The organism is Agriterribacter humi, from assembly GCF_009192765.1.
GTDB classification, from domain to species: Bacteria; Bacteroidota; Bacteroidia; order Chitinophagales; family Chitinophagaceae; genus Agriterribacter; species Agriterribacter humi.
The window spans coordinates 108,040-121,623 of record NZ_VOHQ01000012.1 but is presented as its reverse complement, the minus strand read 5'-3'; the positions used below and the strand labels follow the sequence as shown (position 1 = coordinate 121,623).

Annotated in this window: 11 protein-coding genes; 5 read left to right on the top strand and 6 right to left on the bottom strand. The window is 41.0% G+C overall.

What is annotated here, in order from left to right; all coding sequences use genetic code 11:
* Positions 1–13: 13 nt before the first annotated feature.
* From FRX45_RS18345 to FRX45_RS18335, 3 genes are all read right to left on the bottom strand, one after another.
* Positions 14–1,630, bottom strand: a complete 1,617-nt coding sequence (locus tag FRX45_RS18345; protein WP_152269921.1) for a porin family protein — start codon at positions 1,628–1,630, stop codon at positions 14–16.
* Positions 1,630–2,175, bottom strand: coding sequence for an RNA polymerase sigma factor (locus FRX45_RS18340; protein ID WP_152269920.1), 546 nt, complete (start codon positions 2,173–2,175; stop codon positions 1,630–1,632). The genes FRX45_RS18345 and FRX45_RS18340 overlap by 1 nt, the downstream gene beginning before the upstream one ends.
* Positions 2,176–2,452: 277 nt before the next feature.
* Positions 2,453–2,977, bottom strand: coding sequence for a DUF6702 family protein (locus FRX45_RS18335; RefSeq protein ID WP_317163136.1), 525 nt, complete (start codon positions 2,975–2,977; stop codon positions 2,453–2,455).
* Between FRX45_RS18335 and FRX45_RS18330 the strand changes: the two genes are divergently transcribed.
* The 4 genes from FRX45_RS18330 (at position 2,907) to FRX45_RS18315 (ending at position 7,763) form a co-directional block, all read left to right on the top strand.
* The gene (locus FRX45_RS18330; protein WP_226805449.1) at positions 2,907–3,635 is read left to right on the top strand and encodes a HupE/UreJ family protein; all 729 of its coding nucleotides are present in this window, start codon (positions 2,907–2,909) and stop codon (positions 3,633–3,635) included. The two genes, FRX45_RS18335 and FRX45_RS18330, sit on opposite strands and share 71 nt — an antisense overlap.
* A 46-nt stretch (positions 3,636–3,681) precedes the next feature.
* The gene (locus tag FRX45_RS18325) at positions 3,682–5,994 is read left to right on the top strand and encodes a M1 family metallopeptidase (RefSeq protein ID WP_193311768.1); all 2,313 of its coding nucleotides are present in this window, start codon (positions 3,682–3,684) and stop codon (positions 5,992–5,994) included.
* A 76-nt stretch (positions 5,995–6,070) separates the two neighbouring features.
* Positions 6,071–6,526 (top strand): hypothetical protein, encoded by a 456-nt coding sequence (locus FRX45_RS18320; RefSeq protein WP_152269918.1) that lies wholly within the window; start codon positions 6,071–6,073, stop codon positions 6,524–6,526.
* A gap of 79 nt (positions 6,527–6,605) precedes the next feature.
* On the top strand, positions 6,606–7,763 hold the full coding sequence (locus tag FRX45_RS18315; RefSeq protein ID WP_193311767.1) for a peroxiredoxin family protein: 1,158 nt from the start codon (positions 6,606–6,608) through the stop codon (positions 7,761–7,763).
* Here FRX45_RS18315 and FRX45_RS18310 read toward each other — a convergent pair.
* The 3 genes from FRX45_RS18310 to FRX45_RS18300 all read right to left on the bottom strand — a co-directional run bounded on the left by FRX45_RS18310 (position 7,732) and on the right by FRX45_RS18300 (position 11,987).
* On the bottom strand, positions 7,732–8,148 hold the full coding sequence (locus FRX45_RS18310) for a hypothetical protein (protein ID WP_152269916.1): 417 nt from the start codon (positions 8,146–8,148) through the stop codon (positions 7,732–7,734). The two genes, FRX45_RS18315 and FRX45_RS18310, sit on opposite strands and share 32 nt — an antisense overlap.
* Before the next feature lie 299 nt (positions 8,149–8,447).
* Positions 8,448–11,000 carry an alanine racemase gene (alr, locus tag FRX45_RS18305; RefSeq protein WP_152269915.1) on the bottom strand — a complete coding sequence of 851 codons (2,553 nt, stop codon included), beginning with the start codon at positions 10,998–11,000 and terminating at the stop codon, positions 8,448–8,450.
* A 15-nt stretch (positions 11,001–11,015) separates the two neighbouring features.
* Positions 11,016–11,987 carry a TerC/Alx family metal homeostasis membrane protein gene (locus FRX45_RS18300; RefSeq protein ID WP_152269914.1) on the bottom strand — a complete coding sequence of 324 codons (972 nt, stop codon included), beginning with the start codon at positions 11,985–11,987 and terminating at the stop codon, positions 11,016–11,018.
* A gap of 304 nt (positions 11,988–12,291) precedes the next feature.
* Between FRX45_RS18300 and FRX45_RS18295 the strand changes: the two genes are divergently transcribed.
* Positions 12,292–13,557 (top strand): adenylosuccinate synthase, encoded by a 1,266-nt coding sequence (locus tag FRX45_RS18295; RefSeq protein ID WP_152269913.1) that lies wholly within the window; start codon positions 12,292–12,294, stop codon positions 13,555–13,557.
* The last annotated feature ends 27 nt before the right edge of the window (positions 13,558–13,584 follow it).

The following is a 13,584-nucleotide window of genomic DNA, read 5'->3' as shown; positions in this document are numbered from 1 at the left end:
TAAGAAATAATGCTTATTTTTTCCTGTCGCTTACCACAAGATTATACCTGATGTAAAACTGGAAAGCCTGGTTGCGCGCCTGTGTGGGAGGTAAGATGTTATTGATGCGCAGGTCAACGAAATTGTTTAAAGCCTGGTTGTAACGGAAGCCGAACATAAAGCGGTCGTAATAATAATTGGCATCAAAGAGATAACGCCATTCGGATCCGTTGATTTTTGAAGATAAAGAATCATCTTTTAATTTGATGGTTTCTGAACGCAGCAGGGTATTGTTATTGGATGAGCGTTGTTCAATGTCAGCCAAGCCGCTGTTGAATGACGAGAACTGCAATCCGCTGCCTATATAAAAGTTCCTAACCGGGCTATAATAAAAGCTTACAGGCATATTAAAATAATACAATTTGCGCAGGTAAATATTTTCAGTATAGCCTGCATTACCCGAAGGAACAGTGAATGCTTTATGCGATAATAACAGTGAAGGAGTGGCCTGTGGCGTATTAAACTGGAATTCGCCCAGCAGGTATATCCTGTTGGTTACATGCAACTGCAGGTAAGGTGAGGGAATATAATCCGTGATGATATTTTTGCCCGCGGCCGAATTGTAATTATACGTTTGTTGAGAAGCAATAGCAATATTCTGGTAAGGTGCTATGCCCGCAGCAAACCAGCGATCAGTGGTTTCGCCCCAAAAGGAATGATAGGTTCTGTAAGATTTGACCAATTCTTTTTCTTCTTTTCTTTCCCGCCGTTTCATTTCACGCAGCAGAGCCTTTCTTTGAGTGCTCACATCGGGTAAGGTCGAAACATAGGCAGGAACAATTAATGTACCTGTTTTGTTACTGCCTGCAGATTCAGTAATATTTTTGTGGCTGCTGTAACCCGAATTTTCTGTATTAACTGAAGCATATCCCGTTCCTGCCGATAATCCTTCAGCAATATTGGTTTCATTATTATTAAGGATAACCTCAGCGGATCCGTTGCCTGCTTCAATTTTATGATCACCAACTGCTGATATTTTTTGCGGATTGCTTTTGACAGCAGAAAGCGTGTTAAGCTGTGCTATCCTGCCTAACCCACTATCTTGTTTTGAACCTGCATCAATCCCTGCTTTGTTTTTAAGCGTGTGTTTGTGTGAAGCTGCAGCAAACGGATGGTCGTTTTTATTTAAAACGACTGATCTTTTTTGGTTGGTATTGAGAACTGTTTTATCGTTATTTGATACTGCTCCTGCAGTTTTTTCTTTTATATCAGATGGTGTTATGTTTTTATTATCTCCGGGTGTTTCGTGAATGTTATTTTTATCTGTAGTATTAACCGTCCGCTGTGAAGTGGAATTATAATCAATAGTATTTGCAGGTTCCGGCGAAGTAAGTTCAGTGTTTTCCATATTGCCAGACGCCACACTTTGATCCATCGTATTCGTAACCATCCATATTCCAGCCGAAATTATAATAATGATGCTGCCCAACCACCACCATTTACCGCCACCTCCCCTTTCGCCTTTTTCAGGCAAGGGCATTTCCCGGTCAAGTTTTGCTTTCATTTGCTGCCACAGTATTTCTCTGCCGGGCAACTGCAAATGCTGCATCTTTTCCGCAATTATTTTTTCGTATGGTAGTCTCCGGTTCATTATACTACATGCAGGGTTTTTAAGAATTTCTGCATCAGGCGCCTTGCTTCACTCAGGTGCCATTTACTGGTGCCCTCACTGATCCCCATCATTATGCCTATCTCCTTATGTGTAAAACCTTCTATTATATACAGATTAAAAACGGTTTGGGTGGCAGGCGGCAGTTTTCTTACCAAATGAAGCAATTCCTGCGCATTTAATTTATCAATAGCTTCACTGTCAATATATGGCTCCGCGGCCTGGCCTAGTTCAAGTTGCCTGCTGTGTCTGGTATTTTGTCGTATAAAATCTATAGCGCTGTGAATCATAATGCTTCTTATCCAGGTATATAAGCTGGCTTTAAGCGGATCGAACCTGTGCATATTTTTATACACTTTCAAAAAACCATTATGCAATACTTCTATCGCATCATCTTCAATATGCGTGTAACGTATACAAACAGACATCATAGACACGTAGAACTGTTTATATAAACTTTCCTGTGCCTTGCGGTCATTATCTATGCACCCGTTAATAAGGTCAATATCTGCAGCGGTACTATTCAATTATTTTGTTGATTGTTTAATTCCTGCCACAATCATGCCCGGCTTTTAAGGCATCCTTTGTTTCAATGGGTAAGATAAAAACATTATTTCTTTATACCATGAACATTGACCTGTTTTTAAACGATTATAACACTATTTAAACATGCGATATTTACATTAGAATATACGGTTGGATGAGGCTGAAGGGTTGGGTGGAAGAAGGGTTGCAGGGTTTGCAGGTTGCAGGTTGCAAGTTACAGGGGGCATAAATAAAGTTCTTTCGCCTTTCACATTTTAGCTAAAATGAAAATTGCATACTGGTATCCGGATAAGAGAGCCTTGCGCTTTTCCGGTCGCCATTAACCCTGGTGTGCATCATATTTACCTGCTCTTTTTTGTATTCATACAAAAGATCATTGAAAACCTCAATATTCTTTACTGCCAAAATATTGCCTGCCGAAAAAAAGCACCAGGCGGCTTCTCCTTCAATTTCATATCCTATATAATTGAGCGTCACAGTTTTATTATCGGCTTTTAAATGGAGGTGTTTTTGAATATACCCCGTAATTTGTTTGTTCAGTAATGCCTTGTCCTGAGGATGGTATAAATCAATTTTCGTATGATACATCGCTTTTAATGCCTGTTCAAAATCATCCGTAAATATTTTACAGGCTACCTGTATTTCTTTGTCGGGATGGCTGTACTCAATTTCTGTTACACTCACGTAATATGGGTGAAGCTTCTGGTGTGCAATGTCTGAAAATAAGTTTCCTGCTGTAAAAAGGGGAAGAAGCAATAGCCACTTGTATAAAGATATAACCATCAGGCATCGTATTTTTTGTGGATACAAAAGTCTGATTTATTTTACTATTTCTTTGGTATCGCAGAGATTTGCCGGTATGAATGATTTTTTATTTTATTTCAGGGAAGGCATTTACCATATAACGGATATCAGGGGATATGATCATATTTTATTTGTTGCGGCGCTTTGTTTGCCCTACCTGCTGAAAGACTGGCGTAAAGTATTGATGCTGATCACCGCGTTTACCATAGGGCATTCCGCTACACTGGCATTAAGCATATACAATAAAATACTGGTACCCAGTTCGTGGATAGAGTTTTTAATTCCGGTTACCATAGTAATTACTGCTGTAGAAAATACAGCGGTAAAGCAATTCAATTTCAATAAGATTAATATGCGTTATGCTTCGGCGCTGATCTTTGGATTGATACATGGCATGGGCTTCTCCAATTACCTGCGCAGCATGATGGGGAAAGATGAAAGTATTTTTGCACAATTGCTGGCTTTTAATATAGGACTTGAGATCGGCCAGTTGCTCATTGTGCTGGTTGTTATGCTTGTGGCATTTATATTTGTAAACATTTTACAAGCGCCGCGACGTGAATGGCTGCTGTTTATTTCAGGAGGCATTTTCGCTATTGCTTTATTGCTGGCTATTGAAAGAGCGGCTATATTGTAACCAGGATATTAATATTTCTCTTTAAGAAAATAAAAAATACATATTGATGAATAAAATTTTGTTTGGTTGTGTGCTGCTGGTAATATGCTGTGCTGCTCATGCGCAACATCTCAGTAACCCCGGTTCCGATCATGGCAACCGTTTTGAACAATTGAGCTATTTGCTGCCTACGCCCAATGAATACCGCACGGCAAGTGGCGCGCCGGGCTCAAAATACTGGCAACAACGCGCCGATTATGATATCAGTTGCGAATTAGATGAAAACAACCTTAGTCTCACCGGCACAGAAACCATAACCTATTATAATAATTCGCCGGATCCTTTAAGCTATTTGTGGTTGCAATTGGATGAAAACATTCACGATACCAACAGTGATAATAATCGTGGGAACCGTTCTGCTATGCAGCCGCAAATGAACGACAGGGATTTGACCGACCTGGAGCCCTGGCGCAAAATGGATGGCTATGGAATAAAGATCACGCGTGTTGAATCATCTGGCAGGGCATTGGCCTATACCATCAATCAAACCATGATGCGTATTGACCTGGCTGCTGCTTTACAACCCGGACAAAAATTTGTTTTTAAGTTAGACTGGAATTATAGAATTCCCGACCGGACCTATCAAATGGGACGTGGGGGCTATGAATTCTTTCCGGGTGATGGTAACTATGTATTTACCATGAGCCAATGGTATCCGCGCATGGCAGTATATTCTGATTTCCAGGGATGGCAGAACCTGCAGTTTGCAGGCGGGGCCGAATTTGCATTAACCTTTGGCAATTTTAAAGTAAAAATGACGGTGCCTGCTGATCATATGGTGGCGGCTACCGGGCAATGCCGCAACTATAACCAGGTATTGAACCCCGCACAATTAAAAAAATGGCAGCGAGCTCAAACCGCTGAACAGCCTTTGGAGATTGCCACATTAGATGAAGCCGTAAATAATGAAAAAGATAAAAGTACGGAAAAGAAAACATGGGTATACGAGGCGGAAAATGTGAGGGATTTTGCATGGACGGCTTCGCGTAAATTTATTTGGGATGCTATGCCCGTGACAGTGGAAGGAAAAAAGGTGATGGCGATGAGCTATTATCCTAAGGAAGCGTACAATTTGTACAGTAAATATTCTACCAAGGTAGTTGCGCATACTATTAAAACGTATTCCAAACATACTATACCTTATCCTTACCCGGTGGCCATTTCGGTAGAAGCTTCCAGCGGCATGGAATACCCGATGATCTGTTTTAACTACGGGCGCACTGAAGCCGATGGCACTTACAGTGAAGCCATTAAATATGGAATGATCAGCGTGGTCATTCATGAAGTGGGGCATAATTTCTTTCCCATGATTGTAAACAGCGATGAAAGACAATGGTGGTGGATGGATGAAGGACTGAATACGTTTTGCCAGTTCCTTACTGAGCAGGAGTTTGATAACAATTACCCTTCGCGCCGCGGTCCTGCGTATCTTATCGCCGATTATATGAAGCAGCCCAAGAACAGTCTTGAACCTATTATGACAATGGGTGATAATGTGCTGAGTGTGGGATGGAATGCTTATGCCAAAGCGGCTACAGGATTAAATATTTTACGCGAAACCATTATGGGCAGGGAATTGTTTGATTATGCATTTAAGCAGTATGCCCGGCGCTGGGCTTTTAAACATCCAACACCCGCCGATTTGTTCAGAACGATGGAAGATGCCAGCGGAGTAGATTTAGATTGGTTTTGGCGAGGATGGTGGTTTGGCACTGAACCTGTGGATATTGCGCTTGACAGTGTAAAATGGTACAAGTCTGATGATCCTCAGAATGCGCAGACATTGTCAAAAAGATCTTTCACGCATATCGGGCAGCAAAGAAATAAAGAAGATAAAAGCATTCAATTTTATACCGACTCCGACACTACACTCCGCGATTTTTATTATTATAATCAGGGTGCTGATGAAAAAATGAAACAGGAAAAACAGGACGCACTGCTCGTTAAAGATGAGGTGAATAGTAAGAAGTGGGCTGGTAAGAATTTTTATGAGCTTAGCTTTTCTAATAAAGGAGGCATGGTAATGCCTGTGGTTATTGAATGGACGTTTAAGGATGGCACCAAAGAAACCGATCGTGTTCCGGTAACCGTCTGGCGTTTGAATGAGGAAAAATTCACCAAAGTATTTATTAAGGATAAAGAAGTGACCGCAATAAAAGTTGATCCCTACAGGGAAACAGCCGATATTGAGGAAGGCAATAATATGTGGCCTGTAAAAGAATTGCCAAGCAAATTTCAATTGTTTAAAGCTGCGCAGGGTCCGGCAAGAGGCGCCAGCAGCGGGGGAAATGCAATGCAGAAGCAGGGCAAAAACCTGTAAGGTCTGCCGGGTTGCTACGGGGCCGAGCAGACCTTGCAGGTTTATTCTAACCGGGCCCCCGTATAATTGAACCTTTATGCGAACTAAAATTATGCTTTTAGGAAGTTTGCTTTCCGGTATATTGCACTTAGGTCTGTTGGGGCAACCGGCAAGCGAAGTGTTTTTAATTGAAAAGACTAAAACTGACTCTGTTGCCAGCCTGATCAATGCATCATACAATCCTAAATTTTTCTTTTCCAGGCTTGAGGGAATAGACAAGAATTACTGCGCCTATACTGCATACGTTTTTTGCAGGCCCGAATCAGACGCTTTCCAGAAGATAAGCCTTTATTATAAAGAAGATTCAGCTTTGAACAAGTCCTTTCTTTACAATCGGGGTGTATTACTGAGAATAGATTTTAAAGAAAAGAACTTTTATAATATTTCTAATAAAATTTTTGATCAAAAGGGCATATGGGCTGAGCATTCATTTTCGGATGAACTGATAACTTTAGGAATATGGTTGAAAAAGTTTGTAGATGAATTGAGATAGACATGAGATGTTGAGCTACTTTTTAAGCTACGGTTGTGGTAATGAATACTCCTTCTTTCGTAAATATTACAAATCGTGTATGAAGCTTCAATTAAATTACATCTTACTTTTTGCTTTTACAGTTATCCCATTCTGCTCCGTAGGGCAATATAAATTTACCATTAAGGGGCATATTGACAATAGAGATGAACATTCGTCTAAAAGGATAGCTTCGGGTGATAAAATGATTTTAAGGTTTTATAACTTACAACGCTCCGATACTGCTTTAATTAATAACGATGCTTTTGTTATAAGAGGAGAAGTGCCATATCCTTCAATAGCCATGTTAGAATATAGATACGGTGGGTCTTTAATATTACTTGATAGTAGTGCCTATGATTATCATCTTAGACTAATTAAACTGGAAGGGGCGCAACGGCAGTATGAGTCTGAAATAAAAACCAATTCGCCATTCTTTATGACCTGGAAAAACTTCCAGGAAAATAAAACAAAGTTATTTGAAAAAAAAGCAGTCTTTACAGGCCAGGCGGAAAACACCAAAGATACTGACAGCATTTTATATTATAAATCAAATATCAAGTCGCTCGATGACGAAATTGCCCAAAGCTATAAACAACTGGCTGCTGACAATCGAAATAGCTATGCCACGGCCTACATTGTTCCGGCTGCACCTGATTTTTCGTATGACGGATATATAGACATATACAACTCGCTTCCGGGCAGTATCAAAAATACCTTTTACGGGAAGAATTTTCATAACCGCTTGCTGGCCTTTCAGGCAACAAAATCCACGGAGGGAATCAAACAGGTTGTTGATATTCCTTCGATTACAGGTATAGATACTGTAGCAAACAAGGTAACAATAGATAAAGATTTTTTTAAAAAAAATAAATATACTTTAATTGAATTTTGGGCAAGTTGGTGTGGACCCTGCCGAACAGTAAACCAGGAGTTAAGGCAACGAAGGGATGAATTAAAAAAATCAAACATAGAACTGCTTGGATTTTCCCTGGATATGTATCCAGAGCCATGGAAACGCGCAGTCGCTAAAGACAATACAGGCTGGCCGCAACTAAGCGATTTAAAAGCAACGGGATCTCCTATCGTTAAGTTCCTGGAAATAACAGCAATACCAAGTAATATTATAGTTGACTCATCAGGAAAGATCATAAAAAGAAATATTTATGGGAAAGAGTTAGACGAATTCATTCAAGACGAACCAGGCGCTCCTCTTTAGCTGATCGTTGCTTCCTTTCCTCTTTCTTTATGATCAGCTCTTTGGGAGAAATTTGAAGGATTTGATACATTTCCTCTTGTTGGTTATATGCCAAAGTGAGCAACTGTGATCCTCTGGTATAATTCCAGTGCCCTTTAACATCCTTCATTGTTTGTATAATAAATGTACCATCTGAATTGAATGCAATAGTGGACGGTGATTCTACGCCATGAACCAATCTGACTCCTTCAACTTTGTGGAAAAGTTCAGAGGTAATTATCCATGTATGGCATAACAAGGAATCAACAGATCCTGTTGGGATAGACTTTTCAGAGGGTTGACTAAACGCGTAAAGCGGTAACAACAACGCAATTAACAATTTATTTTTTAATATACTTTGAAGCATAAGAAAAGATTGTCAAAAATGGTGTTTGTAAGTTAATGTTTTTTCTAACAAAATCCGGACTAACATTAATGGTATCCCTTCGGTTAACCCCGGTATTACAGGATTACAGCGTCATGAGATATTTAGCATGTTGGTATTTTAGCGCAGATGAGTGCTTTAGGTTTACCAACAACGGCGAAAATGGAAGCAGGATAAGTGCAGATTAGAGCAAGTGTACAGGCGAAAAGTTAGAAGTGAAAGTGTAACAGAGACAAATGTTTCTCATAGCTGTCTGCTGATAGCTGTTGCCAAAGAAATGTCTACTCTTCATAATACACCCTTTGCACTCTTTGCGAAATACCGGTCATTATTTCGTAAGGAATGGTTTGTGCCCATTGCGCTAACTGAGCAATAGAAAGCCCTTTCCCAAAAACAATAACATCATCTCCTTCCCGCACACCCGGAATATCTGTTATATCAATCATGGTCATGTCCATAGCAATATTGCCAGCAACGGGCGCCAGGTTCCCGTTTACCAGTACACCGCCGGCGCCATTGCTTAAATTCCGGCGGTAGCCGTCTGCATAACCGATTCGTATAGTGGCAATAATGCTGTCTCTTTGCAGTATGCCCTTTCGGGCATATCCAACCGTTTCACCGGCTTTTATTTTTTTAATCTGGGCAATGGTTGTTTTTAATGTGGCTGCTTCTTTAAGCTCAAGCGCATGCATCGCCGTACTGTCTGTGCCATACAGCCCGATGCCCAGCCTCACCATATCAAAATGCAGTTGCGGGTGCCGCACTATCGCCGCAGTATTGGCGATATGGCGGATAAAAGCATAAGGCAGCAGCTCCTGCAATTGCGTGCAGGCAAGTAAATATTGCTCTGCCTGCCATTCCGTAAATATATCTAAGCCCGGATCTTCACTGCCGGCTAAGTGTGTAAATACAGATTGCACGGTAAAAAAGGAATTATTGGTAAGCGCTCCGGCAAGTGCTTTAATCTCTTTGAGCTCAAATCCCAGGCGGTGCATGCCCGTATCTATCTTTATATGTACCGGGTAGTTCTGCAAACCCTGCTCCTGTAAAAATTGACGGAAAGAAGCTAAAACAGGAAAAGAAAAGATTTCCGGCTCAAGATTGTTTTCAGTTATGGCATGATAACTGCTTTCCTCGGGATTCATCACCATAATGGGAAGCCCGATACCGGCTTTGCGCAATTCCACCCCTTCATCGGCATAAGCAACTGCCAGGTAATCTACTTTATGAAATTGCAGGATATTGGCTATTTCATAACTGCCGCTGCCATACGAAAAGGCTTTCACCATGGCCATTATTTTGGTGGAGGGCTGCAAAAATTGCTGGTATTGCTTAAGATTGTGCACAATGGCGGTAAGGCTGATCTCCAGTACGGTTTGATGCGCTTTTTGTTCCAGCAACGCGCTGATGCGTTCGAGTGCAAATTTTCTGGAGCCTTTTATGAGTATGGCTTCATCATGAAATTGCGTGCTGAGAAAATGGGTTATAAAATCTTCAGTTGAATCGTAAAATAAAGTTTCTGCAACAACCTGCTCAAATTTGTTTTTATATTGATAAAGATGACTGCCTATACCGATAAAACGATTGATTTTTTTTTGCTGTAAAGCAAAAGCGATCTCACTGTATAAATTTTCAGGATCCTTTGTTTCGGCAAAATCCGACAATATCACTGTACGTTTGTGATGTTGCTGCTGCTGCTCCAAAAAATCAAGGGCGATGCGCAACGAGCTGATATCTGCAATATAGCTGTCATTAATAATGGAACAGTTATTAGTACCTCTTTTCATTTCAAGGCGCATTTCCACCGGCTTCAGCATATGCACACGATCTGTTATGGCTTCGCTGCTATAACCCATGGCCAATAAAACACTGCAGCAGGTAATGGCGTTTTCTATGGCCGCATCGTCCATAAAGGGGATGTGGATGGTGAGAGGTGCGGGGTGAGAGGTGAGAGGTGAGAGGTGAAAGGTCAAAGGTGGAGGGTGAAGGGTGTTTAGAGAAAGGACGCTTGCCATCTCCTGTTCGTTCACTTCGAGGCGGATGGTTGTATGTGCCTCCTCTTTTTTTATATCAACTACTCTGATAGCACAATGCGCCTGCTTTCCCCAAAAGAAACAAGGAATACCGGATGCCTCAACGGTTTCAACAACCAGCGGATCATCCCCATTGGCGATCATCCGGTTTACACCGGTAAACAATAGCAGCTTTTCCTTTATTTTTTGCCGCTGATCTTTAAAGTTTTCACTGTGGGCATCACCCATATGTGTAAGCACGCCAATAGTGGGCCAAATGATTTTTTGCAAGGCCTGCATTTCCCCGGGTTGCGAAATGCCGGCTTCAAATAAACCAAGTGTATGCATGCCGTTCATTTGCCAGACACTTAATGGCACTCCAATTTGAGAGTTATAACTTTTGGGGCTGCGAACAATCTGATAATCTTTTTCGAGCAGCAGGTTCAGCCATTCTTTTACTATTGTTTTTCCATTGCTGCCGGTAATGCCCACCACCGGTATACTGAACTGTGAGCGATGAAATGCAACAAGTGTTTGTAAAGCGGTTAATACATTAACTACCCGGATGAAATTAGCATCAGGGTAATCCTTTGTTTCAAAAGAAAAATCAACAACAAAATTTTTAATCCCCCTTGCATGCAATTCCTGTATAAAACGATGGCCGCTGCGCCGTGGTCCGGGTAAAGCAAAAAATAAGGAAGTGGCTGCATGCACTACTTTACGGCTGTCTGTTAGCAGGCTATCAACTAAAGCATTCTGGTTGCGGGCCAGTAGCTTTCCCTGCACGATTGCCGAAATCTTTTCAATAGAATAACTGCCCATTATACGATAATGGTTTTATAGTTCGGTTGATTGCTTTGGCATTTTCCGGTTGTGGTAAATAGAATACAAAATGGAAGCTGCCAGGCATATAACGATTACTGCCAGGGAAATATATATAGAAATATGAATGTCAAAAAATTCAATCAGCATTTTAACGCCAATGAATAACAATACCACAGCAATGCCCTGTTGCAGGAAATCGAATTTACTGACCGCACCTTTAAGCAGAAAAAACAGGGCTCTTAAACCCAATATAGCAAAGATATTGGAAGAGTAGATCACCAGCACATCATCGGGAGAAAAAGGAACATTGGCTCCCTCACGAACGATAGATACAACGGTAGGAATAGAATCCAGGGCAAAAACGATATCAATGGCCGCCAGCATGAGCACAACTATTGAAAGTATAGTGAAATATACCTTTCCGTTACGGTTAATAATATACTTTCCTCTGGGTTCAATGGTGGTGAACCGCAGGTATTTTCTTATAAACCTGTACAGTTTGGATTCTCTTGGGTTAAATTCTTCCTCATCTTTTTTAAAAAACAACTTATAACCGGTATAAATGAGGAAGGCGCCAAATATATAGAGGATCCAGTGAAACCGTTCTATCAGTTCAATACCAATGGCTATAAAAATAATTCTGAAAACAATAGCCAGCAGGATGCCGATAAGTAAGGTCCTTGCCGTGTCGGAGTCCGATATTTTAAAAGAGCTGAAAATGAGGATGAATACAAAGATATTGTCAATGCTAAGCGATTTTTCCATCAGGTAAGCGGTTAAAAATTTAGTGGCCACTTTTGAACCGTCTTCAAAAAACAGAAATACACAAAAAGCAAGAGAAATAGCTACCCAGAAAACGCTTTGGTAAAAAGCACTCCTGATGGTTATATGCGAGTTTTTTTTACTGAACAAACCAAAGTCAAAAATCAGAGCAATCAAAAGAACAATGCCAAAAGTGAGGTAAGAAATTTCTGTAGGTGTCATTAACGCGTAATATTTTTTTCAAAGATAAGGGGCTATTTTTGATGCCTGATAAATTGTTGGGAGGCATTAAGGGAATGGTAGGTGGTAAGTAGTGAGCGTTCATTTTTAAATTTGCAGACGGTCTGACGCTCCTTCGCACATACCGACCGCCACCCCTGTAACCTGCAACTTGAAGCCTGCCACCGTCCTGCCATCCGGTAACCCTGCTCTCATTTCCAAATTTTCAAATTTTCATATCTCCACATTTTATTTCCCTTATTCCCTTCATTCTTCTATTTTTGCGCTCTTCCAAATTTGCATTTCAATGGTTGATGTATTATTAGGCCTCCAGTGGGGCGATGAAGGAAAAGGTAAGATTGTGGATTATTTCGCGCCTTCCTATGATGTGATCGCACGTTTTCAGGGTGGCCCTAATGCGGGGCATACCTTGTATGTGAAAGATAAAAAAATAGTGTTGCACCAGATCCCTTCGGGAATATTTCACGACAATACCATTAATTTAATCGGAAACGGAGTGGTATTAGACCCGGTAACGCTTAAAAGAGAGTGTGAAACCGTGGCTTCTTTTGGTGTTGACTATGCTAAAAATCTTTATATTTCTGAAAGAACCAATCTTATTCTGCCCACGCACAGAGCGCTCGATAAAGCATCTGAAGTATTAAAGGGAAATGATAAAATAGGCTCAACCCTGAAGGGTATCGGACCGGCATATATGGACAAAACAGGCCGAAATGCTTTGCGGGTTGGAGATATTCTTGATAAAAATTTTACAACGCAATACATCAGGCTGCGGCTTAAGCACCAGAAACTTTTAGACAGTATGCAGTTCCATGAAGATATTTCTGCATGGGAAGACGAATTTTTTGAGGGCATTGAATTCATGCGGCAGTTTAAAATAATAAATGGTGAATATTTTATTAATGAAAGAATAAGTGAGGGTAAAAAGGTACTTGCGGAAGGCGCACAGGGGAGCATGCTGGATGTGGATTTTGGAACATTTCCCTTTGTAACCTCTTCAAATACCATATCTGCGGGCGTATGTACGGGCCTTGGGGTGCCACCGCAAAAAATTAAGGAAGTAATAGGTGTAACCAAGGCTTATTGTACAAGGGTGGGCAGCGGGCCTTTCCCTACCGAATTGCACGACAGTGTGGGAGAAGAATTACGTAAAACAGGCAACGAGTTTGGCGCCACAACAGGACGTCCGCGCCGTTGCGGATGGATTGACCTCGTAGCTTTAAAATTTGCCTGTATGATAAATGGTGTTACGCAACTGGTAATGACCAAGGCAGATGTATTAGATGCTTTTACTGAGCTGAAGGTATGCGAAGCATATGAAATTGATGGTAAAGCCCGGCAACAGGTGCCTTACCAAATGACCAAACTGGCAATAAACCCGGTTTATGCTTCATTTAAGGGATGGGATACAAACATTACACAATTATCTTCATTTGATTCCGTTCCTGAAGCGATGAAGGATTATATAAGCCATATAAACGGATATTTGGGTGCTGAGATAAAATATATCTCCAATGGCCCCGGAAGAGACCAGATAATTCCGGTACTTTAATTGTTGTATTGTATTACAATAAAAATT